Origin of the sequence: Vibrio sp. Vb0304, from assembly GCF_033338995.1 — a bacterium.
Lineage (GTDB): Bacteria > Pseudomonadota > Gammaproteobacteria > Enterobacterales > Vibrionaceae > Vibrio > Vibrio alginolyticus.
On the sequence record NZ_JAWOTT010000018.1, the window covers coordinates 35,673 to 59,110 of the forward strand.

Genomic DNA, 23,438 nt, shown 5'->3' on the forward strand with positions numbered 1-23,438 from the left:
ATTCCTGAAAATTCATTCTCAGCATTGCACCCAAAGCGTGCTCTTACTCCCATTTGTTTTGTTCTGTTTATTTTTCATCTCGCTCACCATAGCTTCAATATGCAACGTGGTTTATTTTGAACGACGTTTTTAATAAGTGTATAGAGAATAATGGGCTTTAACATCGTTTCCAGTGGAAGCTACCTGCCAACGAATCAATGGTCTGATCGAGAGATGGATCACTTCCTAAAATTAGCGCCAGGGACCTGCCGAAATAAATTCGACGTTGAATATCGTCATGTAGCCAATACAAAAGAGACCGCTATTTACATGGCGGTGCAGGCAATAGAGCAGTGTTTAGGAAACACACATACCTTAAGCTCCGTTGATCTCCTTATCTACGCTAGCGGTACACACCACCAGTCTCTACCCTACGACGCTTCAGCGGTTCTCGCCGCGTTAGACGCTCCAACATGGCTAGAAAGCTTTGATTTGAACAGCACCTGTTTATCCTTTCTCTCTGCGCTTGATCTTGCTCAGAGTCTATTCTTAGCAAAACGGTACCGTCGGATTCTTATTGTCACCAGCGAACTCGCCACTGGCATCACACTGAATCGAAATTTTACGCTCAAACCAGAAGTTGCAACCTTATTCGCGGACGGTGCCGCCGCATTTTTGCTCGAAGAACACAACGATGATGGATTGCTCACCAGTCACTTTGAAACGCATCATACCGGGTATTCATTTTGTCAAATTAAGGGCGGAGGTAGTCATATCAATCCGCATACCTCCGAGCATCAAGCCTATTTAAAAAGTTGCCAGTTTGAGATGGAGGGCAAAGCACTCTTTAAACATGTGCGTAAAGCCTTACCAGCGTTTCTAAAAAAAGGGTTTGACGCCTCTCCGGTAACACTCGGCGATATTGATTATTTTCTTCCTCATCAAGCCAGCGCGCATGGATTAAAAAAACTGTCTTCACTCACCGGGCTACCAACAGAGAAAACCGTTAATCACTTTTCGACTTTGGGAAACCAAGTCGCCGCCTCACTCCCAATTAACTTACACTGGCTGCGTAATCAGCCAGAAACCGCAGGAAAACATGTGTTATTAGCTGGCACCGCCGCAGGGTTGTCGCTAGGGATGGGAGTGCTAAAACTATGAAGATATTGGTCACTGGTGGCAGCGGGATGTTGGGTAGCGCAATTCTGAGAATGTTTCACCAGCAGCATGAACTGCATTTTATAGCACGAAATACAGTCATCGCTAAACAACTCGCCGAGCAATTCGATGTTATCCCCCATATAGTCGATTTAAGAGACCACTCAGCAGTTCATGCGGTATGCCAAGGTATGGATGCAGTCATCCATTGTGCCGCTCTCTCAAGCCCATGGGGAAAGTGGCAGGCGTTTTATCAAGCCAATGTAGATGCCACCAAAAACCTCGTCAATGCGGCTAATACGCATCAAATCTCGCGTTTTATCCATATTTCGTCCACCAGCGTCTACTTTGACCATCAAGACCGTTGGAATATTCGAGAAACCGACGCCATAGCTTCATACTGGTGTAATGATTACGCACACACAAAATACCTATCGGAAATTGAAGCCGTAAAAGGCCAAAGCAAAGCGATCATTTTAAGACCGCGTGGCATTTTTGGACCCAATGATCGCGCGATTATCCCAAGAGTGCTTAAGGCGATAAAAAACAACACTCTGCTTCTGCCATCGGGTAGAAATCCTGTGGTTGATCTGACCTATGTAGACAACGTTGCCCATGCAGCGATGCTCGCTTGCACTCAGGCAGGCCAACTTCAGCATGGTGATGTGTTCAACATTTCCAACAACGAACCAATGCCAATTGAGACTGTTCTGCAAGCTTTATGTGAGGGGTTAAACCTAAAAGTAACGTTACAATCATTACCATACGGTGTGGTATCACCATTATTAAAGCTCAGTGAGCAAATACGAAGGCACTTACCACATCAGCCAGAACCAAGGCTCACCTCATACAGCGCAGGATTGTTTAACTATCATCAAACTCTGGATATCAGCAAGGCGAAACAAACACTGAATTACCAACCGCTTTTTTCAATTCAAGAAGGAATACAGCAGTATGCAAACTGGTCTAAAAATAAAAATCTTTGAGGCTGGACACTGCGTACACCCAGGCTTTGTTGTCAAACCAGGTTCTGGTATCAAGCCTAGAGCATTTCCGGCAGCCGTTGCGTTAATTCAGCACCCAACGCAAGGCAACATCCTGTTCGACACGGGATATCACGAGCATTTTTTTAGCGCGACTCGTCCCTTCCCTGAACGTTTTTATGCTTGGACAACACCTTGTCGCTATAAAAAAGAACACGGAATTGTTGCGCAGTTAGCAAAAGAAAGTCTCAAACCTCATGATATTGAACACTTAGTGCTCTCCCACTTCCATGCTGATCACATTGCTGCCGTGTCTGAGTTTTCCCACTCTCAATTGCATTGCCAACAAAAAGGGGTAGATGCAATTACTAAAAGTGGTCGAATTGGAGGCGTAAGAAAAGGATACCTAAAAGCTCTACTTCCTCCACAGCTTGAACCTAACTTATTCATTCATAGTGATTTTTCTGTACCAATCAGCCAAATTCTTCCTCAGTGCCAAGGTGTTAATTTGCTCTGTAAAGACATGTTCGACGACGGATTCATTTATATGGTTAGCTTGCCAGGCCATGCAGCTGGCCAAGTGGGCTTGCTGGTTAAAAGAGACCAAGGTTGGCTATTCTTACTCGCCGATGCATGCTGGTTAATCGAGAGCTTGAGTGAAAATATTGATCAGCATTGGCTGGCGAACATGCTTTGCGATGACACAAATGCCTATAAAAACACCCTCGCCGAATTGAGAAGTTGCTACCAACAAACCCACCACTTTGTTCGCTTCGTGCCTTCACATTGTCAGGAAACTATCCGGCAGCTAATCAAAGAAGGGTGGATGAAGTGATAACGCTTATCTCAGAATTCTGGCGAACCCGCTACCGCCCTTTCGGCTCAAGAGAACAAGTCGAAACATGGCAGCAACGACATTTAACGCAACACCTAGATTGGGTATGCTGTCATTCACCGTATTACCGCTCACTTCAAGGTGCAGCACTTAGTGATTTCCCTATCATGAATAAGCAAACCATGATGGAGAGCCTCTCGGAGTTGAATACGAAAGGCCTAGATGCTGAACAGCTAATGCAACAAGCACTCGAAGCAGAACAGTCACGCAACTTCGCCGCTTCGAAAGTTGGCGATGTTACTGTTGGGCTTTCTTCGGGCACATCAGGCATGCGCGGGTTGTTTCTTGCTGACAAACAGGAAACGCAACTGTGGGCTGGCAATATATTGGCTCGCCTGTTGCCCAACCTATGGCAAAAGCACCGAATTGCGCTAGCCTTGCGCGCCAACAGCCCACTGTATAAATCCGTCGCGAAAGGGCCTGTAACATTTTTTTATGCCGATTTAACCAAACCTTACCAAGAATGGATAAAAGAGCTAGATAAGTTCCAACCCACGCTTTTGGTTGGTAGTGCGCAAGCTCTTCAGCTCTGCGCCCAGTTCAGCGGTCAATTTGGTCAACCCGCAATTCAACCACAGCGGATCATTTCTGGTGCAGAAGTCCTAACCGAGAGTGACCGTCACTTTATTTCTCAACGGTTCGACAGCGAACTCCATGAAGTCTATCAATGTACTGAAGGTTTTCTTGCATGTACGGATCAGCATGGACAAATGCGCTGGAATCAAGATGTTATTTACATCGAAAAACATTGGCTGAATACCGAACGTACTCATTACAGCCCAATCATTACGGATTTTCGTCGTAAAACTCAGCCAATTATTCGTTATCAGCTCGACGATATTATTGAGAATAAACAGGATAATGGCGTATTTGAACCTCTTGGCGCAATTGCCGGACGATGTGGTGATCGCCTCACGCTAAACGCAAACCACGTCCCAGTGACGGTGTTACCAGATCTCATCTACCGCGCTATAACACTATCCGCCCAAAGTCGCGTGGATTACCGAATCACCCAAACAGGGTCACAAGCCATTCAAATTGAAGCGGATGTTCACCACCATCGGGTTATACATCAAGCCTTGATAAAGTTGTTTGACCAATTGCGGCTTGATCCTGTCAGATTTAGTTACCGCCCTGCGCCTATTTGGACGCCAATGAATAAACAACGACGTGTGGTGAACATATGCGGGTCTTAATCACCGGAGCCCGATCACCAGTTGCACTAGAGTGGGCAACCATGTGTATGCATCATGGACATGAAGTAATTCTCACCGATTCGCTAAAAAAACCTCTAGGATCGTTTTTGCGAGGCATCGAGTCTTATATCCCCACCGCTTCACCTCGATTTGCGTTTCCCACCTATCAACAGCAGATCCTAAAAATCATTACTCAGATGCGTATTGATATAGTGATACCCACTTGTGAAGAAGTGTATTACTTGGCTCATGTTGCCAAACAATGCCCAGAAGTAGATTTTTTTCTGCCCAATGTGGGACTACTCAATGCCCTGCACAACAAGTTGACCGTCTTTGAACAGCTTCAAAGTTTGCCAGAAATCACACTTCCAAAAACTCGTTTGGTCGCTGATAAAAGTGAGATTGAAATTAATAAGAGAACCGTTCTAAAGCCCGTTTACTCTCGGTTTGGCGGGCAAGTCATAAGAGATGTGACAAATCAGTCTATTTCTGCCGCCACGATATCGCCCCTTTACCCTTGGGTTCAGCAACAAAAAATCCATGGGACTCCGGTGTGTAACTATGCCATTTTTGAACATGGTGACCTTAAAGCACACCAAGCTTATGTGCCGAAATACTGTGTAAACGGCTCGGCCGCCAGTGCTTTTCAGCCGATCTCGTGCGAACGACTAGATACATTTATCGCAGCTTTTGGTAAACGTCATACTTATCATGGGCAAGTGTCGTTTGACTTCATCAAATCACAAGATGAACTCTACGTGATTGAATGTAACCCAAGAGCCACCAGTGGTTTGCACCTACTCTCGTCTCGATGCAACCAACTGCTTCCTAATATGGAGTTTACCAGTCCTTCCGAGCAGCGATTGCATCATTTAGGTCCAATAACACTCATCGCTGAAGGCGGGTTATCCCTGTTCAAGGCTCGAACTTGGCTAGATTGGTGGTCTGGAGTGAATGTGATGCAACAGCATAACTTACCGGTCGGGAGCCAAATCCGGAGTATGTTTGAATTACTCCGGTTAGCTAGGCAGAACAAGACGAAGTGGAGCGACGCTTCTACCGTTGATATTGAGTGGAATGGAGAGGCATTGAACTCATGACACTTTCCTCTCAAGAATGGCATCAAACCTTTATCACTCTCATGCAGTCAAATCCTATTGATGAATGCACAGCAAGCTTTGGTTGCTACTATATCGATGACGTTGCCATTCCTTACTCCGTAACACCAAAAATACCAAACAACTGTTATGCAGTCTCCCCTATGACACTGCTTAGTGGCTACGCCGAAGAAGAGCTTCACAAAGTCAAAAATGTGGCTGTTCGATGGGTATGTAAGTTACTTATTAATATGACTAAACCAATCTTATCACTGGCTGGATTGGATCAAGTCCAAACGCTCAACAATCAGTGCTTGTCCACCAATATGTATAGCGAACAATGGGCAGCCTTAAATCTCGATGAACTGCGTCGCGTCGCACGCGATCAATACCCCACCTTTCCCTTGGTGCTTCGCTCCCTCAACCAGCGTCAGCATTTACACTTAATTCAGCGATTGAAGCAGCCAAAATGGCAAAGCTTGGTAACACGACAAGTGTATTTACTTGATGATTGGCAAGCGTTCAGCTTCAACCGAGATTTAACGAAAGACTTCAAACTGCTTAATGATAAAGATTGGCAGTTTAGGCCACTGACCACTGATGAAGAGTTTCAGCGTGCCAAAGAGTTATATGACATGCTTTACCTTGATAAATACAGCCTCAATAACATACAGTTTTCAACCCAATATTTAAAACAGGCGAGCCAGAACAAATTAGTACAGTTAGTGGGACTGTTTTATCAAGAAGAGATGCTGGCTACGTTAGGCATTGTAGAAATTGATAATGATATGACTTGCCCAATTTTTGGCTACGATACCAATAAGCCACAACGCCTCGCATTGTATCGTCGAATATCGGCCTATACCATCCGCCACGCAATGATATTCCAGCGTCGCTTTAATATGAGCTCAGGTGCTCCGGCTTTTAAACGCAACAGAAAAGCCCGGCCAGAAATTGAATTTAGCTATGTTTATATTGCGCACTTACCTTGGTACAAACGCATAATTTGGAAAAGCTTATGCTGGCTCACTCAGCACTTTTATCGCCCTTTGTTGATGCGTTTTCAGCTATAAACCGACATCTATAATCAGGTAAGCCTGCGTACACAGTCTCAATCGATAAAAAAGCCTGCGACGTTCGCAGGCTTTTTATAATGGAGCTGTGTGAGGTAACCGTTTTCTACGGTGTGTAGTATGTTGCTGCGCCAGGGCCTACTGGTAAACCAAATACGAATACCCATAGGTAGAACAGCACACTCCAACCTACAATGAAGCAGATTGAGTAAGGTAGCATGGTCGCGATCAGCGTACCGATACCTAAGTTCTTCATGTAACGAGTCGCTACGGCAAGAATCAAACCAAAGTAGCTCATCATTGGAGTAATGATGTTTGTCGTCGAGTCACCAATTCGGTAAGCAGCCTGAATCGTTTCCGGTGCATAACCAACAAGCATCAACATAGGAACAAAAATCGGAGCCGTTACTGCCCACTGTGCCGATGCCGAACCAATCATTAGGTTGATAAATCCACACATCAGGATGAAGGCAAAGAACAACATTGGGCCAGTTAAGCCAATTTCTTGCAGGAAGCTAGCGCCAGCAACCGCGAATACCTGACCGAAGTTAGTCCATTTAAAGAAAGCAACGAACTGAGCCGCAAAGAAAACTAATACAATGTACATGCCCATAGAAGACATAGATTTCGCCATTGCATCAATTACATCGCGATCCGTCTTCATCGTGCCAACAACTTTACCAAACACAAAGCCTGGAATAGCAAAGAACACAAAGATGAATGCCACGATACTTTTCAGGAATGGTGAACCTGCAATTGTACCTGCATCAGAACGTAGAATGCCGTCTTCTGGAACAACCGTCCAAGCAAGCAGCGCTGAAACAACCAGTACAGCAACACCTGCTAGTTTTAGGCCTTTCTTCTCAATGTCTGTTAAGCCACCCATTTTGTCGTTCGACAAATCTTCTGAGGCTTCTTCTTCACTGTATTTGCCAAGCTTTGGCTCAACAATTTTTTCAGTAACAAACGCACCTGTGATTGCAATGAAGAATGTCGACACAAACATGAAGTACCAGTTAACTTCTGGACCAACAGTGTAAGTTGGGTCGATCATTTGCGCCGCCGTTTCAGTAATGCCTGACAACAGCGGGTCAACCGTACCAATAAGTAGGTTTGCTGAGTAACCACCAGATACACCAGCGAACGCCGCAGCAAGACCGGCAAGTGGGTGACGACCTAAAGAATGGAACAGCATTGCAGCCAGTGGAATAAGTACCACATAGCCAAGCTCTGATGCCGTATTTGAAATGATACCCGCGAAAACGACCGTCACTGTTACCATGCGTTGAGATGCACCCATGACTAAGCCACGCATTGCTGCAGATAGCAAGCCTGAGTATTCAGCAATAGCAACACCCAACATAGCAACCAATACCGTACCCAAAGGTGCAAAGCCGACAAAGTTTTTCACTAGATTGGTAACGATTAGCTCAAGGCCATCAGCGTTAAGCAAGCTAACGACATGAATCATGCCATCCGCGGCACGACCTTTTGCACCCTCAGGACGAGGGTCAACTACGGAAACTTCGAAGTATCCTGCAATACCCGACATCACCAGAATGGCTAAACAGAAAATGGCAAATAGTGTGATCGGGTGGGGTAATAAGTTCCCCAAATATTCGACAGTATCCAAAAAGCGCGTAAACAGCGGCTTCTTAGGCGAGTTTTGTTTAATTGAATCAGATGAACTCATCTGTTCCCTCCTTGTTTTTATTCCTATGCAAATGTGACAAAAATGTCAAAAAGCGTGCGAAGGGTACTTGAGTAGAAGGTCAAATAAAAGCCCTAAATGTTACAAACTGTGACGAACAGAGGCATTTATAACCAACATTGAATAAAAATGTAGATATTTCATCCATGTAAGATAATTAACTCAATATTATCAATTAAACAAAACCATAAGTTAGATATATGCAGGTTGATTACTTTTGCACAGCTTTGAATCTCGGGTTCGTTTTACAAATGACATAAAGACGCCCTCTCCGTTTTACAATCTGGCAATCCGGATGACGACTTTTTGCACTTTTTAATGATTTTACTACCTTCATGATTTATTCCTTTTCGCTCTTAAATTGACCAAAACGACGGTTGAAGTTCGCAATGCGACCTTCGGTTTGTACAACGCGCTGTTTACCGGTGTAGTACGGGTGAGAAGCTGACGACACATCTAACGTAAAGTAAGGGTAAGTTTTGCCATCTTTCCATTCGATGGTTCTCTCCGTTTTCAACGTAGAACCAACGACAAAGTACTTATCTACACTCGTGTCGTGGAACACCACAGGACGATATTCAGGGTGGATTCCTGGTTTCATAATACTTTTCCTTTCAATTAAATTGTTATGTTATAACATTTTAATTAATAATCATTATCAACAAGAAAAGCAAGAGAAATTTGTGATACTTTTCATCTCAATGAATTCTTAAAGATGTCCACCATGTATTCCATCGAACCCATCGGCGTCATTGAGACACCGTACAAAGAAAAGTTTGCAGTTCCGCGCCAACCACGCTTAGTACCAGAGGCTAAAGCACGCGTAAAACTGTTAGGTGCAGCAAATAGCCCTGAAGCAGTGCGTGGGCTAGAACAGTTCTCTCACGTTTGGTTGTTGTTTCTATTTGATCAGAATCTGGAAGCTGGTTGGAAACCAACTGTACGTCCGCCACGATTAGGCGGCAATGAACGAATTGGTGTCTTTGCCTCGCGCTCGACTTTCCGTCCAAACGGAATCGGAATGTCAGCCGTTGAAGTGAAAGGAGTCACTAAGCAAGGCGATCAAATCTATCTTGATTTAGGCAGTGTAGATCTCGTGGATGGGACACCGATTGTGGATATTAAGCCTTATATCCCCTATTCGGATTCTATTTCGGAAGCACAAGGCGGATACGCAGACCAAGAGCCAGAAAAGTCACAAGTCACCTTTTCTGCTCAAGCATTAGCAACGATAGAAAATCGATCCGATACTGACTATGTAAGATCAGTCATTGAACAAGTTCTGGCACAAGATCCTCGCCCTGCATATAAGAAAAACAAACCGGACGACAAAGAATATGCGGTAAATTTGTTCGACTTGAACGTAAAGTTCACAGCAACAAGCAACTTAATAACGGTTACCGCTATTGAAAGCTTTTGACAAACGCAATTGGCTGATATTATAGACGGCTAACAAATTTCCCTTTCGGGCACTCCCATACTCCTGCTTATTCAAGCTTGAGTATCTAACTTAAATAAACGGATAAATTTAATGCGTACCAGTAATTATCTTCTTTCTACTCTGAAGGAGACTCCAAACGACGCAGAAGTAGTGAGCCACCAGCTCATGCTACGTGCAGGTATGATCCGTAAGCTGGCTTCAGGTTTATACACCTGGCTACCTACTGGTCTACGTGTACTGCGTAAAGTCGAAAACATCGTTCGTCAAGAAATCGACAATGCAGGCGCAGTCGAAACTTTGATGCCCGTTGTTCAGCCGTTTGAACTATGGGAAGAGACAGGCCGCAGCGAAAAGATGGGCCCTGAGCTACTTCGCTTTACTGACCGTCATGTTCGTCCGTTTGTACTTAGCCCAACCGCTGAAGAAGTGATCACTAGCCTTGTTCGCAATGAAGTGAGCTCTTACAAACAGCTTCCGCTAAACCTGTACCAAATCCAAACTAAATTCCGTGACGAACGACGCCCACGTTTTGGCGTAATGCGTTCACGTGAATTCTCAATGATGGATGCGTACAGCTTTGACATTGATAAAGACGGACTACAAAAGTCATACGACGCAATGCATGATGCTTACTGTAAAGCATTCGATCGCATGGGTCTGGATTACCGTCCTGTACTTGCAGATAGCGGTGCTATCGGTGGTAGCGGCTCTCAAGAGTTCCACGTACTGGCTGAAAGCGGCGAAGATATCATCGCATTTTCTAGCGAGTCAGATTACGCGGCAAACATTGAAAAAGCAGAAGCACTAGCTCCAGCCTCTGAGGCTGCGGCACCAACACAAGAAATGACGTTGGTTGATACGCCAAACGCGAAAACAATCGCTGAATTGGTTGAGCAGTTCGAACTACCAATTGAAAAAACAGTGAAAACACTGTTTGTGAAAGCATCTGACGAAGTTGATGCGCCAATCATCGCGCTTATTATTCGTGGTGATCATGAACTGAACGAAGTGAAAGCAGAAAACCTTCCTCAGGTTGCAGCTCCACTGGAAATGGCACCTGAAGAAGAAATTCGTGCGCTTATCGGTGCAGGCCCAGGGTCACTTGGCCCTGTTGGCCTTAAACTGCCGTTCATTGTTGACCGCAGCGTTGCGGTAATGAGCGACTTCGGTGCGGGCGCGAACATCGATGGCAAACACTACTTCGGTATTAACTGGGGTCGTGATGTAGAGCTTGGCCAAGTTGAAGACCTACGTAACGTTGTGGAAGGTGACCCAAGCCCATGTGGCAAGGGCATTATCCAGCTTAAGCGTGGTATCGAAGTTGGCCATATCTTCCAACTAGGTAACGCTTACTCCGCAGCGATGAACTGTGGTGTACTGGGTCCTGATGGTAAGAACGTCATCCTAGAAATGGGTTGTTACGGTATCGGTATCACTCGCGTAGTAGCGGCTGCTATTGAACAAAACCACGACAAATACGGCATCATCTGGCCAGATGCAATCGCACCATTCCAGGTAGCGATCGTTCCAATGAACATGCACAAGTCAGAAGAAGTGAAAGAAGCCGCTGAGAAATTGTACGCTGAGCTAACAGCAATGGGCATCGAAGTGCTATTTGACGACCGTAAAGAACGCCCAGGCGTAATGTTCTCTGACATGGAGCTTATTGGTGTACCGCATACCATTATTATCGGTGACCGCTCAATGAAAGAAGGCAACTTCGAATACAAGAACCGTGCTACTGGTGAGAAAACAGCAGTCGCAATGACTGACATTGTTGAGCACGTAAAAGCTCAACTAAAGTAAGCACTAGACGAGTTCGCATTTGAAGTAGTTTCAAATAGTTAAAAAGGGTTGGCTTCGGTCAGCCCTTTTTATTACAGCTCAACATCCTCCCTCCACCTTTTTCGAACTATTCACTTTGTTAATCTTTGGTTCAGCTTCTTGCTATTAAACTGATTTCATCATCTAAAGGAGGTCAGTTATGGATTTAAAAAGTCTTCTAAACCAAGCACTCAAATCAGACTTACTTAAGCAAGGTGCAGATGCATTGGGCAAACAAACCAACAACATCAAATCCTCATCAAATTCAAGTAGTCTAAAAACGCTAGGAGCAGGTGCTGTAGGCGGAGGCCTCATCGGTATGCTGATGGGCTCAAAGAAAAGTAAAAAAATGACTAAAAAAATAGGGTCAAACGCATTAAAAGTCGGTGGCGCAGCTGCGCTTGGAGCCTTGGCCTACAAAGTGTATAACGACTGGCAAGCCAAGCAATCCGGTCAAGGTGTTCAAGAAACCTTTGACCCCGATGACAGTAAACACAGTGTCTTAATTTTAAAAGCAATGATTGGATCTGCAAAAGCTGATGGTCACGTTGATGAAGAGGAAATGGCGCGCATTGAACAAGCTCTCGCGGATATGGGCGCAGATGAGCACGTTCGTCACCTCGTTCAGCAAGAGTTAAACAAACCGCTTGATCCTGCTGAAATTGCTAATCAGGCGACCTCTCCTCAACAAGCGTCAGAAATTTACCTAGCGTCTTTGATCGTCGCTGATGAACAAAACTTTATGGAAAAAGCGTATCTGCAAGAACTAGCAAAACAACTTCAACTTTCACCAGAAGTCACTCAGCAGTTAGAAGCACAAATGCAGTGATTAAATCTCGCTCAAGCAAACCTTCAACTTGAGCCAAAACAACTCTGTACTTTGAGTTTCAAATCCGCTGTGTGTATATTGAGATAAGTTATCATTTAGTGGAAAGAAAACATGCAAGTATACGGCTGTTGTGAACTGGTTCGTGAGCTTTATGCTCAGATTGGTAGTGGCGATCAAGCTTATATTCCCCAAGCAATTTCATGTGCAGTTAAAGCACTGAACGATGTTGCAGCGGATGAATCGCTACCAAAAGAAGTGCGTGAAAAAGCGGCATTTGCTGCGGCAAACCTACTGATTTCAGATTTTGAGGATAAGTCATGAATCTAACGAACTTTGAATCCATGGACCCTGTCATGCTGATGAGCATTGTGAATATGAAGCTACGCGATGACTTCGGAGGTGATCTGGACAAACTGGTGGCTTTCTTCGATATCGAGCGCACAGCACTGGAGACAAAACTGGCTTCTGCTGGTTTTGACTTTCTTCCAGAAGCAGGACAATTCCGTTAATCCACACCATGCTTGGCGGATAACCGAAACGAGAATAACCAATATGAAAAAGGGCTTGATGAGTTACCATCAAGCCCTTTTCTTTTATTCGATAGGCGTCTCGGTTAGCCAAATGAAGCCCAGATGACTGTCGCCACAAGAATTGGACATACAAACTTCACATACGCAGGCCATAACTTACCAAACCAACCTTGCGTAAACTCCGGGCAACCTTGCTCAAGCTCTTTGATTTTTGAGTTGCGATTCCATACCCAACCACCAAATAAGCAGAATAAGAGCGCAGCGGTTGGTTGTAGATACTGAGTAGCAACCGTCGCGACCATACCAAACAGAGCGCCAAAGTTATAAACAATCACCACACTGAACAAGGCAATGAGACCACCTAAAACCCAGCTCGTTGCGCTGCGCTTAGTATTGAAGCGCTCACTCACTAAAGCCACTGGACACTCTAACATTGAAATGGAGGACGTTAGCGCCGCAATCGTCAGCAATAAGAAGAACACAATAGAGAACAATTGACCAAGCAAACCTAAGCTATCAAACATCAATGGCAATACGGTAAATACCAACGTATCAGAGCTTAATAGAGAGCCATCTTCTGCATAGATCTGAACGCCTTTTTGCATTGCCACAAACATCGCTGGCATCACCACTAATCCTGCAATGAAAGCAACGGCAGTATCTACCATGGTCACGTTCATCGCCATCTTTGGTAGGTTCTCTTTCTTACTCAAGTAAGAGCCATAAATCAGCATTGAACAGCCACCGATCGTAAGCGAGAAGAAGCCCTGCCCCATTGCAGCAAGAATCAACTTGCGGTCCCATACCTTTTCAAAATCCGGCACTAGGTAATGTTTCAGACCTTCCATCGCACCGTTTTGCGTCATGATGTAAGCAAATAGCAGAGCAAACAGAACAAACAATGCTGGCATCAAACGTGTGGACCACTTCTCAATACCTTGTTTTACGCCACCTTGTACGATGAGAATCGTCAGTACATAAAAAGTAATGGTTCCGAACAAGTTACGTTCAACACTAAAGTCCTTTAGCCATTGAGTTGCAGCTTCTAACCCCATTAGATCTGTGATTGCACCCAGTAAAAAGCAGATCAACCAACCACCAACAATTGAATAAAACGCTAAGACAGCGCTTGGTACGCTTAAACCAATCCAACCCACAATGCCGCCGAGTTTTTTACCGGTAGGGTTATCTGTGATTGCACGCATACTGTCTACAGGGTTGGCTTGACCATGGCGACCAATCGCCATTTCAACCACCAGCATCGGAAATGCGACGATAAGAATCATCACCAAATAAACTAATAGGAAAGCACCGCCACCATTACTGGCTGCTTGAGTTGGGAAGCCCCAAATATTGCCAAGGCCAACTGCGGCACCTGCGGCAGCTAAGATGAACCCGAGACGAGAGCCAAAATGCTCGCGAGGCTGAGAAGAGGTTTGCTGTGTCATACTACTCACACAAAAATATCATTGAACTAGCTAACTAGTACACTATAGCAATATTCACTATTCAACAAGAGTACCTCGGTTAAATCCTCGACAGTTGAAATAATTTATAGTCATTCAGCTTGTAAATTTTAACGTACATCTCATATTCATCGCTCAAAAGCCTCGTGACTGTTGCTCGTTTTACGTGGCTGAATTTTACCAATCCTTCTGCCGTGAAGTGAGCCGAAAAATAATGAGCTCTGGTGTAAGGGACGAACTGTTCCTCGTGATACTGTGTCGAAAAGCAGAATATTGTGCTTCGCTTTTTCCCCCTAATGTCTATTTATCAGCTAGTTATTACTCTGTTCTCATTTATACCCATGATTCAAGGAGAGGAAAATGAAGGTCACCCTACTTCACGGAGCGATGGTTGTAGCACTCAGCGCCAGCTACCAAGCTCAAGCCTATAACTGTCAAAGTCTACCCGACTGGGACAGCACTGCGACTTATACATCGGGCGCTTTAGTAAAAACGCAAGGAGCCGCTTATGAGGCTGCATATTGGACGCAAGGCAATGATCCCGTGACCAACTCAGGATCTTGGGAAGCATGGAAAGCGTTAGGGCAATGTGATGGTGGAAGCAACAATTTATCACCAACGGTGTCGTTCTCCTCTCCAATAAACAACGCACAAATTCCCGAAGGCAGTGCGATCACTTTGTTAGCCAACGCGGCAGACGAAGATGGCCAAATCACACAAGTTGAGTTTGTCGCAGGCAACCAAACGGTTGCTGTGGTAACTCAAGCACCATTCGAAGCTTCTTGGACAGCTATTGAAGGGATCTCGCAATTGACCGCAATTGCGACCGATAATGAGGGAGCTGTTAGCACCACGACGATTTCTATCCAAGTTCAACCACAAGTCGAATTACCACCACCAAGCATTTCATTGACCAGCCCAGTAGGCACAGAAGTGCTTAATGCAGGTGATAGCCTAACCGTAGCCGCTCAAGCTGACGATATTGATGGTGTGGTCACACAAGTTGAGTTCTTCGTAAACAATCAATCTGTCGCCATTGATACTAGTGCACCTTACGAATATCAATGGACCGCGAGTTCAGGTACATACTCGTTCAAAGCACAAGCGACTGATGATACAAACCTCGCAACGATGAGCCAAGAAGTAGCGCTGGTTATTAGTAATTCAGAAACCGGAACGGGCGGATGTGCAGATGCAGTACCTTATGTGGCAGGCACAAGTTATCAAGCTGGCGACCTGGTTTCTCACTTCAACCAAAAATATCGTTGTGATGTTGCTGGTTGGTGCTCCTCGGATGCGACATGGGCTTACGAGCCTGGTGAAGGGCTATACTGGCAAGATGCTTGGAGTGGCCTAGGTGCTTGTTCGACACCACCGCAAGTTACCATTACGGCACCAACGGATGGACAAGTCGTGCTCGCTGGCAGCAATAACGAAATCACGGCAAACGCAAGCGATGCTGATGGCACAGTCACGCAAGTTGAGTTTTTTGCGAACAACACCAGCTTAGGGGTCACCACTCAAGCGCCATATTCCGTTACTTGGAACGCCACACTTATTGGCGCTAACCAGCTTAAAGCCGTCGCAACCGATAATGATAACAACACGTCAGAGTCCCTGGTTGGTGTGGAAGTCAGCGATAAAGATTTGGTCGTCTCTCTGACTTCACCAAGCAGCGGTCAGACCACCGGATTAGGCAAAAGCCTCGCATTAAGCGCCGATGCAACGTCTTTAACTTCAGGCATTAAACACGTTGATTTCATGATCAACGGCTCTATTGTTGCAACCGATACCACGGCACCTTACACAGCCAACTGGACACCAACTGCACTTGGTAACTTTACAGTTAGCGCCCAAGCTGTGGATTTGTCAGGAAGCAATGCATTGTCTGACGCCGCAGCAATAACGGTGGTTGAGCAAGTAGATAAACGCCATAAACTCATCGGTTACTGGCACAATTTTGTAAATGGAGCGGGCTGTCCAATTCGTCTAGCAGATATGGCAGATGCTTGGGATGTGATTGATATTGCCTTTGCTGAAAATGATCGCAACAGTGATGGCACCGTGCACTTTAATCTATATTCAGGCGATATTTACAGCGATTGTCCAGCACTCGATCCAACACAATTCAAGCAGGACATGGCAGCGCTTCAAGCTAAAGGTAAGAAGTTTGTTCTCTCTCTTGGCGGCGCAGAAGGCACGATTACGCTGAATACCGACCAAGATGAAGCCAACTTTGTCTCTAGCCTAACAGGTCTTATCGCTGAGTGGGGCTTTGATGGTCTAGATGTGGATTTAGAGAGTGGTTCTAACTTAGTTCATGGCTCGCAAATTCAAGCTCGCCTTGGTCGTGCTTTGCTTCAAATAGAGCAAAACATGGGTGGCGATATGTACCTAACCATGGCGCCTGAGCACCCTTATGTTCAAGGTGGTTATGTGGCTTACAGCGGTATTTGGGGGGCGTACATCCCTGTGATTAACGAGACACGCAGCACGCTCGACTTGCTTCACGTCCAGTTATATAACAACGGCGGTTTGCCAAACCCATACCTGCCAGGCAGTGCACCAGAAGGCTCTGTGGATATGATGGTAGCGCAATCTAAAATGCTTATCGAAGGTTTTGAGTTGGCCGACGGCACTCAATTTGCACCATTGCGCGATGATCAAGTCGCAATCGGTTTACCTTCAGGTCCTAGCTCGGCAAATTCAGGGCAGGCTCCAACACAGAATATTATCAACGCACTAGATTGTTTAACCAAAGGCACTTCATGTGGCACCGTTAAACCAGCGTACCATTACCCGAATTATGCAGGGGTAATGACATGGTCTATCAACTGGGATCAGCATGATGGCTTTAACTTCTCAAAACCTGTCGGCGATAAACTCACCGAGATGAATACGCAATAAGCTATCAAAGAACAAGCGAGTAAAACGCAAATATCGTCTTGTTTCCATTACTTATTCAAGTATGTAAAAACGAAAAGAGAGCACAATCGTGCTCTCTTTCTTTATCTCATTGAGTTTTTTACTTTTTAATGAGTAATTAAATCGTAAATACTCGGTAATCTTTTAGCTCAGGGATTTTCTTCAACAGATCGTCTTCTTGTCCTGCCATGTCATCCAGCGAATCGCACAAGTCTTCTGCTTGTTGTTCTACCTCTTTCGAATGCTCAGCTAAACGCTCTTCTACTTTCGCGCTGAGTTCAGCCATACTCTCCGATAATGCAGTGAGGTTTATTCCCCCCTCTTCCTTCATTTTTTTCGATAAAGCATCCAACGAACTCGCTAAAAACTCTTTATTGAAGATCTCTTGTGCTTTTGCAAAGTCTTCAGTCCACCCTTGTGTCATGGACTCAAAACTTTCCGCTGGTAGAATGAAATCGCCATCTTTGTAGTAACGTGATTCAACATCAGCGAAAAAGTCCTGTACTGCGACTTTGACGTTATCAAACGCGCCAGGTGCGTCTAGGCTTTCCGCGACATCATCGATGATGTCATTTGCAAGCGCTAAACCATCACTCGCCAATTGCTTTGCTTGTGGAATATACGCGTTCATTTTTTCGCGATAGTCTTCAATTGCCGCTTTTTGGTCGGCATTGAGTTCAATTAGCTCACCTTTGATGAAGAGGTTGTTATCCTCATCCACGACAGCTTTATCACCTGTCGTTTGGCGAATTTCCAAGCTTTGCCCATCCATACGGACTTCATTATTGATGTCCACACGACACTGCGCTGCATAACCAGTAGCACTGACCATCAGCAATGAGAGTGTAAAAAGCTTTTTCATGTCATTCTCTTTTATTTAACATTACTCGTGTTAAACATAACACTGAGTGATACATGAGATGTCAGCAAATCGTCACGACTTCGTAACAAGTTGTTTTATCTCCTATTTTCACGTCAACCTCATCACCCTCTTCTTTCCCGAACAACGCTCGACCCAGAGGAGATTTGGCTGTTAAGACAAAGACTTCCAGAGTCTGATATTGAACAGTCAAACCACCAGAGCAAGGGCCTACAAAGAAGTGCTTTTCGATCAAATTCTCATCTGCGAGAACAACGTAAGCACCAACACCAACAGGCGCATTCTTAAAGTTACGAGTCACTAAAGAACGATATTGACGCAACTCCTCTTCACTATCTTGAATTCGCATGGCTTGTCCATGAGCAAGATACGCGGCTTCAAGTGCCAATGTATCGTACTTGTGCTCGGGAACAGTTTCTTCATCTGTGGCGGCATCGATAGCTCGCTGAGCCGATGAATGGGCAACTTGAAGTTTTTCTTCCAGATGTTGGATGATAATTTGGACTAAGTCAGCTTTGTTCATACTTTTAGGACGCGCGTTTAGTATTCGGGGTGTGTTAATGTAGCCAAGTTTACCATCAAAGAAAGGTTTCCCTATTATGCAAAGTGACTCGCTGCATCAAACACTTCAATCTGTATTTGGTTTTGACTCATTACGCCAAGGTCAGCAACCCGTTATTGAAGCCGTTATGAATGGTTACTCTGCTGCGGCAATCTTTCCTACAGGCTCGGGGAAGTCACTCTGTTATCAACTACCTGCAACCATATTACCCAACCTTACGTTGGTGATCTCTCCGTTGTTGGCGTTAATGAAGGATCAACTGAGCTTTTTACAAAGTAAAGGAATCGCGGCCGCTTCTATCGATAGCAGTCAAAGTAGAGAAGAAGCACAACAGGTCATGGCTGGCGTGAAGAATGGACAAATCAAAATCTTGATGATTTCTGTTGAGCGACTAAAAAATGAGCGTTTTCGTGAATTCATTCGCCAAGTACCGATTTCTTTGATGGTCATTGATGAAGCGCACTGTATTTCCGAATGGGGGCATAACTTTCGTCCAGATTATCTCAAACTACCGCAATATCAACGTGAACTGAACATCCCACAGTCTTTACTTCTCACCGCAACGGCAACGCCTGCAGTTATTGAAGACATGCAAAAAAAGTTCGATATTTCCAGTGAACATATTACCGTTACAGGCTTCTACCGCTCTAATCTGGATATCTCGGTGATCCCGTGTGAGGAAACAAAGAAACAAGAACAGCTCAGTGAGATCATCGCCTCTTCACCTAAGCTTCCGACCATCGTATACGTGACGCAGCAGCAAACAGCAGAACGAGTAGCAAAGTCATTAATCCATATTGGCATTAACGCTCACGCATACCACGCTGGCATGAAAAGCGACGTTCGTGAACAAATCCAACAGCGGTTCATGGATGGCCAAATTGACTGTATTGTTGCAACGATTGCATTTGGTATGGGGGTCGATAAATCTGATATTCGACGCGTCATTCACTTCGACTTACCCAAATCAATCGAGAACTACGCACAAGAGATTGGACGTGCAGGCAGGGACGGGCAACGCTCGGAGTGCATTCTGCTAGGCAATACGTCCGGCCTAACGGTGTTGGAGAATTTTGTCTATGGTGACACACCAGAATTTACGTCAATTAACTATGTAGTCGAGCAAGCGAAAGAACATGCTCCACAATGGGAGGTAGTGCCACTGCGTTTGTCGCGTGAAAGTAATATCCGCCAATTGCCACTCAAAACCTTGTTGGTTTATTTGGAGCTACATAACGTCATTGAAGCAAAGTACAGTTACTTTGCGGAATATCGGTTTAAGTTTTTGCACGATCAGCAATTTATTGTGAATCAATTTCAAGGCGAGCGACGTCAATTTGTGGAGGCTATTTTTTCCTGCTCACAAAAAGCCAAAGTGTGGTGCCAAGTTGATCTAGAAGCGCTATGGATGAACTATCAATCGGAACGCAGCCGAGTTGTCGCAGCGCTCGACTATTTTCACCAGAACGGCTGGATAGAACTAGAGAGCAAACAACTGACGGACGTGTACTCAGTTATGCCAACCAAACAGAGCTCGGATGTTTTAATCCAACAACTGTATGAACTGTTCCAATCCAAAGAAAGCAAAGATATCGAAAGAATCCACACCATGCTGCACTTGTTCCAGTCCGAGCACTGTTTGAGCTCACAATTGGCGAACTACTTTGCGGATCACGATGCACCAAAGCAATGTGGTCACTGCTCCGTGTGTCGTGGTCACGTCGCCACATTCACAGCACCAGAACCTGAAGATATTGAACAATCTCAAGTATCGATATGGGCGCGGGAGTTTATTCAGCTTTCCCCATCGGCCATCAGTAATGATGCCGTTGCTCGCTTCTTGTGCGGAATCAGCACTCCTTTGATTAGCCAGCTAAAAGCCTCAAAGCTAGCAGGTTATGGTGCAATGGCAAATGTAAGTTTTGAGCAGGTATTAACGCAGGTAGAAACGGTAAGGGCCTAAAAAAAGCTCAATTGACGCGCTTGGTCTTCGGGCTTGAGCATCACGTTCAAGCCTAAAAGGCGAATTTCCCGTCCATTTTGGCGTTTAAGAATATCTCTTAGCAAGATCTTGAAGTCCTCAAGCTCTAATTGCGGATGGATGTGCTCAATTGTTGTCAGTTGAAAGTCGGCAAATTTGACTTTAATACCTTGTTTAATAATCGACTTATCTGGGCTTGCACGCTCTAAACGTTTCTCGAGTTCAGGATAAAGTTTCTCCTCAATCACTTGCCAACATTCATCATAGGTTGCGATGTTCTGGCTGAATGTCCTTTCCACACCGACGGACTTTCTCTCGCGCTCAACAACGACTTCTCGATTATCAATTCCATGGCTTCGCTGCCATAAGGAGGCACCCTGACGACCAAACTGCCTCAACAACTCTCGATAGTCACTGTTTTTAATGTCCTCACATCGATAAAAACCGGCTTGGTGGAGCTTCTCAAGACTCACCTTCCCCACACCAGGAATGTTCTCTAGCGGAAGACTATCGATAACCTCTTGGACTTTCTCTGGCGGAATCACAAACTGACCGTTGGGCTTGTTCATGTCTGACGCGACCTTGGCAAGAAACTTTATCGGAGCAATGCCCGCCGATGCCGTCAATCCAAGTTCACTCCAGATATCGCGGCGAATTGACTCTGCGATCAACGTAGCGGAGCCACGGCAAGCTGTCGAGTCCGTGACATCGAGGTATGCTTCATCCAATGAGAGAGGTTCAATGATAGGCGTATAACGCTCAAAAATAGCACGAATCTGCTGAGAGACTTGCTTATATACATGCATTCTACCGGGCACAACCAACAAATGAGGACAGAGTTGCAGCGCGCGCGCCGTTGACATTGCACTGCGAACACCATATTTACGCGCATCATAATTACAGGTGCTAATCACTCCACGCTGCTTTTCATGTCCGCCAACAGCGAGTGCAATGCCACGGTAACTGGGGTTATCTCTCATCTCTACGGCAGCATAAAAACAATCCATATCGACATGAATAATTTTTCTAATTCGATCTGACATAGCCATCAAAGCACTGTTCAAAAAAACAGTATAAATCAAATCTACCTGAAGAGAAATGGGCGTGTTTAAGCGAACGTCAATCTCGAAGCATTACGTCCAATTGATCGACTAATTCGGCCCAATCTGCATCTTCTTCGATGGCTTGTTTTAGAAAGTTCGCCTGTGACATCGTCCAAAAGCTAGCTTCATGTAAAGGCGCAGAATCTCTTTTGTGTCGATGTTGATTAATAAAATCTTTCATTTCTTGAGGAGAGCTACCGAGGCCCAGTTGTTGAAATAGCTCAGCCATACCATGTTGATGCATTTCCATACTACTTTCTCCCTACGTTAGCTAAACATAATTATATAACTAAGACAGGAATAATGATGTGATGTTAACGGATGCGTGTCAAACATTTGAGTAGTTGTTCTACTTTTGGTTGACATGTGTTTTTTGATAGCGATAAGTTTAATTTTAGTTATCATTGATTTTAAACAATTAATTTTGGGGACTGCGCTTGAGTAATAAGATTCTGGTTGTTGAAGATAGTCGTGCATTTAAAAACTTTCTTTGCCAAACAATAAGCCAAGCTGGTTATGAGGTCATCGCAGCGGAAAGCTACGCGGAGGCAAAGAACTTGTTATCTTCAGCACAGGACCTCTTCTGTGCGGTTTTAGACTATTGTTTACCGGATGCTCAAGATGGCGAGATTATTGACCTCGTTTTGGAACATGGTCATCGTGTCATTGTTTTAACGGCTCGATTTCAAGAAGACACTCGCGAAAAGATGCTTGCAAAAGGTGTCCTCGACTATATTTTGAAAGACAGCATGGCGTCCGTTTCCTATCTATTACCACTCCTCAAGCGACTAACCAACAATCAACAACACAAATGTTTAGTCGTTGATGATTCACACACCGTAAGAAGACACATTGCCCAACTTTTGGAGCATCAATATATTCAGACGTTGGAAGCTGACAATGGGCAAAAAGCCCTAGAGCTTGTCGAGCAAAATCCAGATATCACTCTCGTTTTAACCGACCATGATATGCCCGTTAAAGATGGCATTACTATGGTGCGTGAATTACGTCGGAAGTGGGATAAAAATCAATTAGCCATTCTCGGCTTGTCGGGTAGTAACTCTAAGACCATGACGGCTAGGTTTCTAAAAGCAGGGGCCAATGACTTTTTATACAAGCCATTTAATCAAGAAGAATTTTTTTGCCGTATTCACCAACTGTTAGATATCAAAGACGCAACATCTGAACTGTTTAAAATGGCAAATCAAGATGCGCTAACGGGCTTATGGAACCGCCGCTTTCTGTTTGAGCAGCCCCATGTAGAAAACGCTCAAAGAAACATCGCGATGCTTGATATCGATTTCTTTAAGCAAGTAAATGATACATACGGACATGAGGGCGGCGATGCAGTGCTAGTCATGATAGCGAATATTCTAAAAATCTATTTTCCAAATGATATTGTCGCTAGGCTTGGTGGCGAGGAGTTTTGTATTCAAGCCAGTGGCGACTATGACGGCTTTCTAACACGCTTAGAACAAATGAGACAGCGCATAGAAAAAACGCCAATAACTTATTTGGACAAAAACATTCTTGTGACCGCGAGTATTGGTGTAAGCAACATCGAGGGGGAGCTGGAACAACAAATAAAAGTGGCGGATGAGCGACTTTACATGGCCAAAGAGAACGGACGTAACCAAATCATTTCTTCGTCCTAATGACTATCGGTGTGGTCTTGCTCTGTAACATGAGAGAAAGAAACAACAAAACATGGTATTAGGCTCTTTCTCGGACATCTGAGTTTTGGTTAGCTACCTAAAAATAAAGCTCAGCAGAACGCTGAGCTTTATCACTTTCTTAGTACGATT

22 protein-coding genes are annotated in these 23,438 nt (G+C 44.8%); 14 read left to right on the plus strand and 8 right to left on the minus strand.

The features are described from left to right. Positions 1-150 precede the first annotated feature (150 nt). Genes R7P35_RS18245 through R7P35_RS18270 form a run of 6 tightly spaced genes read left to right on the plus strand, consistent with a single transcriptional unit; the run spans position 151 to position 6,381 of the window. On the plus strand, positions 151-1,140 hold the full coding sequence (locus tag R7P35_RS18245) for a ketoacyl-ACP synthase III (RefSeq protein ID WP_169644372.1): 990 nt from the start codon (positions 151-153) through the stop codon (positions 1,138-1,140). Beyond that, on the plus strand, positions 1,137-2,123 hold the full coding sequence (locus tag R7P35_RS18250) for an NAD-dependent epimerase/dehydratase family protein (RefSeq protein ID WP_042521405.1): 987 nt from the start codon (positions 1,137-1,139) through the stop codon (positions 2,121-2,123). Before R7P35_RS18245 ends, R7P35_RS18250 begins: the two co-directional genes overlap by 4 nt. Further along, positions 2,092-2,955 carry an MBL fold metallo-hydrolase gene (locus R7P35_RS18255; RefSeq protein WP_258458535.1) on the plus strand — a complete coding sequence of 288 codons (864 nt, stop codon included), beginning with the start codon at positions 2,092-2,094 and terminating at the stop codon, positions 2,953-2,955. Before R7P35_RS18250 ends, R7P35_RS18255 begins: the two co-directional genes overlap by 32 nt. Then, positions 2,943-4,211, plus strand: coding sequence for a F390 synthetase-related protein (locus R7P35_RS18260; RefSeq protein WP_373920937.1), 1,269 nt, complete (start codon positions 2,943-2,945; stop codon positions 4,209-4,211). The genes R7P35_RS18255 and R7P35_RS18260 overlap by 13 nt, the downstream gene beginning before the upstream one ends. Continuing rightward, the gene (locus R7P35_RS18265; RefSeq protein ID WP_318092455.1) at positions 4,199-5,311 is read left to right on the plus strand and encodes an ATP-grasp domain-containing protein; all 1,113 of its coding nucleotides are present in this window, start codon (positions 4,199-4,201) and stop codon (positions 5,309-5,311) included. The genes R7P35_RS18260 and R7P35_RS18265 overlap by 13 nt, the downstream gene beginning before the upstream one ends. Next, on the plus strand, positions 5,308-6,381 hold the full coding sequence (locus R7P35_RS18270) for a hypothetical protein (RefSeq protein WP_017820762.1): 1,074 nt from the start codon (positions 5,308-5,310) through the stop codon (positions 6,379-6,381). The genes R7P35_RS18265 and R7P35_RS18270 overlap by 4 nt, the downstream gene beginning before the upstream one ends. 106 nt (positions 6,382-6,487) lie before the next feature. Here R7P35_RS18270 and R7P35_RS18275 read toward each other — a convergent pair whose 3' ends face one another. The 3 genes from R7P35_RS18275 to R7P35_RS18285 form a co-directional block, all read right to left on the minus strand. Continuing rightward, positions 6,488-8,074 carry an AbgT family transporter gene (locus R7P35_RS18275; RefSeq protein WP_005380301.1) on the minus strand — a complete coding sequence of 529 codons (1,587 nt, stop codon included), beginning with the start codon at positions 8,072-8,074 and terminating at the stop codon, positions 6,488-6,490. Positions 8,075-8,303: 229 nt separating this feature from the next. After that, positions 8,304-8,429, minus strand: coding sequence for a type B 50S ribosomal protein L36 (gene ykgO / locus R7P35_RS18280; RefSeq protein WP_005380299.1), 126 nt, complete (start codon positions 8,427-8,429; stop codon positions 8,304-8,306). A 3-nt stretch (positions 8,430-8,432) separates the two neighbouring features. Continuing rightward, entirely contained in the window at positions 8,433-8,693 is a 261-nt protein-coding gene (locus tag R7P35_RS18285) for a type B 50S ribosomal protein L31 (protein WP_005380295.1), read from the minus strand. Between the two features lie 123 nt (positions 8,694-8,816). On the opposite strand from R7P35_RS18285, the gene tsaA reads away from it, so the two are divergent. From tsaA to R7P35_RS18310, 5 genes are all read left to right on the plus strand, one after another. After that, on the plus strand, positions 8,817-9,512 hold the full coding sequence (tsaA, locus tag R7P35_RS18290) for a tRNA (N6-threonylcarbamoyladenosine(37)-N6)-methyltransferase TrmO (protein WP_005380294.1): 696 nt from the start codon (positions 8,817-8,819) through the stop codon (positions 9,510-9,512). A gap of 111 nt (positions 9,513-9,623) precedes the next feature. Beyond that, entirely contained in the window at positions 9,624-11,339 is a 1,716-nt protein-coding gene (locus tag R7P35_RS18295) for a proline--tRNA ligase (RefSeq protein ID WP_042521401.1), read from the plus strand. 178 nt (positions 11,340-11,517) lie between these two features. Further along, a complete protein-coding gene (locus R7P35_RS18300; RefSeq protein ID WP_042521399.1) occupies positions 11,518-12,186 on the plus strand; it encodes a tellurite resistance TerB family protein in 669 nt (222 codons plus the stop codon). A 111-nt stretch (positions 12,187-12,297) separates the two neighbouring features. Continuing rightward, on the plus strand, positions 12,298-12,507 hold the full coding sequence (locus R7P35_RS18305) for a YaeP family protein (RefSeq protein ID WP_033905529.1): 210 nt from the start codon (positions 12,298-12,300) through the stop codon (positions 12,505-12,507). After that, entirely contained in the window at positions 12,504-12,695 is a 192-nt protein-coding gene (locus tag R7P35_RS18310) for a DUF4250 domain-containing protein (RefSeq protein ID WP_033905530.1), read from the plus strand. The genes R7P35_RS18305 and R7P35_RS18310 overlap by 4 nt, the downstream gene beginning before the upstream one ends. Positions 12,696-12,799: 104 nt before the next feature. Here the strand turns inward: R7P35_RS18310 and R7P35_RS18315 are convergent, their stop codons facing one another. Continuing rightward, positions 12,800-14,164 carry a sodium-dependent transporter gene (locus tag R7P35_RS18315; RefSeq protein ID WP_042521397.1) on the minus strand — a complete coding sequence of 455 codons (1,365 nt, stop codon included), beginning with the start codon at positions 14,162-14,164 and terminating at the stop codon, positions 12,800-12,802. Positions 14,165-14,542: 378 nt separating this feature from the next. Here R7P35_RS18315 and R7P35_RS18320 point away from each other — a divergent pair, with 378 nt between their 5' ends. After that, on the plus strand, positions 14,543-17,089 hold the full coding sequence (locus tag R7P35_RS18320) for an Ig-like domain-containing protein (RefSeq protein ID WP_042521395.1): 2,547 nt from the start codon (positions 14,543-14,545) through the stop codon (positions 17,087-17,089). 136 nt (positions 17,090-17,225) lie between these two features. On the opposite strand, the gene R7P35_RS18325 is transcribed toward R7P35_RS18320, so the two are convergent. Together R7P35_RS18325 and R7P35_RS18330 are read right to left on the minus strand one after the other, a co-directional pair. Continuing rightward, on the minus strand, positions 17,226-17,969 hold the full coding sequence (locus R7P35_RS18325; RefSeq protein WP_005385316.1) for a YggN family protein: 744 nt from the start codon (positions 17,967-17,969) through the stop codon (positions 17,226-17,228). A gap of 61 nt (positions 17,970-18,030) precedes the next feature. Beyond that, positions 18,031-18,510 carry a GreA/GreB family elongation factor gene (locus R7P35_RS18330; RefSeq protein WP_005380280.1) on the minus strand — a complete coding sequence of 160 codons (480 nt, stop codon included), beginning with the start codon at positions 18,508-18,510 and terminating at the stop codon, positions 18,031-18,033. 76 nt (positions 18,511-18,586) lie between these two features. Between R7P35_RS18330 and R7P35_RS18335 the strand changes: the two genes are divergently transcribed. Continuing rightward, a complete protein-coding gene (locus R7P35_RS18335) occupies positions 18,587-20,512 on the plus strand; it encodes an ATP-dependent DNA helicase RecQ (RefSeq protein ID WP_169628586.1) in 1,926 nt (641 codons plus the stop codon). Here the strand turns inward: R7P35_RS18335 and dinB are convergent. Both dinB and R7P35_RS18345 read right to left on the minus strand, forming a co-directional pair. Continuing rightward, on the minus strand, positions 20,509-21,573 hold the full coding sequence (gene dinB / locus R7P35_RS18340; protein ID WP_025768236.1) for a DNA polymerase IV: 1,065 nt from the start codon (positions 21,571-21,573) through the stop codon (positions 20,509-20,511). The two genes, R7P35_RS18335 and dinB, sit on opposite strands and share 4 nt — an antisense overlap. Before the next feature lie 76 nt (positions 21,574-21,649). Next, positions 21,650-21,883, minus strand: coding sequence for a DUF2789 domain-containing protein (locus R7P35_RS18345; protein ID WP_005380277.1), 234 nt, complete (start codon positions 21,881-21,883; stop codon positions 21,650-21,652). A gap of 187 nt (positions 21,884-22,070) precedes the next feature. Between R7P35_RS18345 and R7P35_RS18350 the strand changes: the two genes are divergently transcribed. Then, positions 22,071-23,288 carry a diguanylate cyclase gene (locus R7P35_RS18350; RefSeq protein ID WP_042521393.1) on the plus strand — a complete coding sequence of 406 codons (1,218 nt, stop codon included), beginning with the start codon at positions 22,071-22,073 and terminating at the stop codon, positions 23,286-23,288. Positions 23,289-23,438: the final 150 nt, after the last annotated feature.

Excerpts from the sequence above, each read along its gene's own strand:
- R7P35_RS18245 (WP_169644372.1), top strand. The coding sequence starts at position 151 with ATGGGCTTTAACATCGTTTCCAGTGGAAGCTACCTGCCAACGAATCAA.
- R7P35_RS18250 (WP_042521405.1), top strand. The coding sequence starts at position 1,137 with ATGAAGATATTGGTCACTGGTGGCAGCGGGATGTTGGGTAGCGCAATT.
- R7P35_RS18255 (WP_258458535.1), top strand. The coding sequence starts at position 2,092 with ATGCAAACTGGTCTAAAAATAAAAATCTTTGAGGCTGGACACTGCGTA.
- R7P35_RS18265 (WP_318092455.1), top strand. The coding sequence starts at position 4,199 with ATGCGGGTCTTAATCACCGGAGCCCGATCACCAGTTGCACTAGAGTGG.
- R7P35_RS18270 (WP_017820762.1), top strand. The coding sequence starts at position 5,308 with ATGACACTTTCCTCTCAAGAATGGCATCAAACCTTTATCACTCTCATG.
- R7P35_RS18275 (WP_005380301.1), bottom strand. The coding sequence starts at position 8,074 with ATGAGTTCATCTGATTCAATTAAACAAAACTCGCCTAAGAAGCCGCTG.
- ykgO (WP_005380299.1), bottom strand. The coding sequence starts at position 8,429 with ATGAAGGTAGTAAAATCATTAAAAAGTGCAAAAAGTCGTCATCCGGAT.
- R7P35_RS18285 (WP_005380295.1), bottom strand. The coding sequence starts at position 8,693 with ATGAAACCAGGAATCCACCCTGAATATCGTCCTGTGGTGTTCCACGAC.
- tsaA (WP_005380294.1), top strand. The coding sequence starts at position 8,817 with ATGTATTCCATCGAACCCATCGGCGTCATTGAGACACCGTACAAAGAA.
- R7P35_RS18295 (WP_042521401.1), top strand. The coding sequence starts at position 9,624 with ATGCGTACCAGTAATTATCTTCTTTCTACTCTGAAGGAGACTCCAAAC.
- R7P35_RS18300 (WP_042521399.1), top strand. The coding sequence starts at position 11,518 with ATGGATTTAAAAAGTCTTCTAAACCAAGCACTCAAATCAGACTTACTT.
- R7P35_RS18305 (WP_033905529.1), top strand. The coding sequence starts at position 12,298 with ATGCAAGTATACGGCTGTTGTGAACTGGTTCGTGAGCTTTATGCTCAG.
- R7P35_RS18310 (WP_033905530.1), top strand. The coding sequence starts at position 12,504 with ATGAATCTAACGAACTTTGAATCCATGGACCCTGTCATGCTGATGAGC.
- R7P35_RS18315 (WP_042521397.1), bottom strand. The coding sequence starts at position 14,164 with ATGACACAGCAAACCTCTTCTCAGCCTCGCGAGCATTTTGGCTCTCGT.
- R7P35_RS18320 (WP_042521395.1), top strand. The coding sequence starts at position 14,543 with ATGAAGGTCACCCTACTTCACGGAGCGATGGTTGTAGCACTCAGCGCC.
- R7P35_RS18325 (WP_005385316.1), bottom strand. The coding sequence starts at position 17,969 with ATGAAAAAGCTTTTTACACTCTCATTGCTGATGGTCAGTGCTACTGGT.
- R7P35_RS18330 (WP_005380280.1), bottom strand. The coding sequence starts at position 18,510 with ATGAACAAAGCTGACTTAGTCCAAATTATCATCCAACATCTGGAAGAA.
- R7P35_RS18335 (WP_169628586.1), top strand. The coding sequence starts at position 18,587 with ATGCAAAGTGACTCGCTGCATCAAACACTTCAATCTGTATTTGGTTTT.
- dinB (WP_025768236.1), bottom strand. The coding sequence starts at position 21,573 with ATGTCAGATCGAATTAGAAAAATTATTCATGTCGATATGGATTGTTTT.
- R7P35_RS18345 (WP_005380277.1), bottom strand. The coding sequence starts at position 21,883 with ATGGAAATGCATCAACATGGTATGGCTGAGCTATTTCAACAACTGGGC.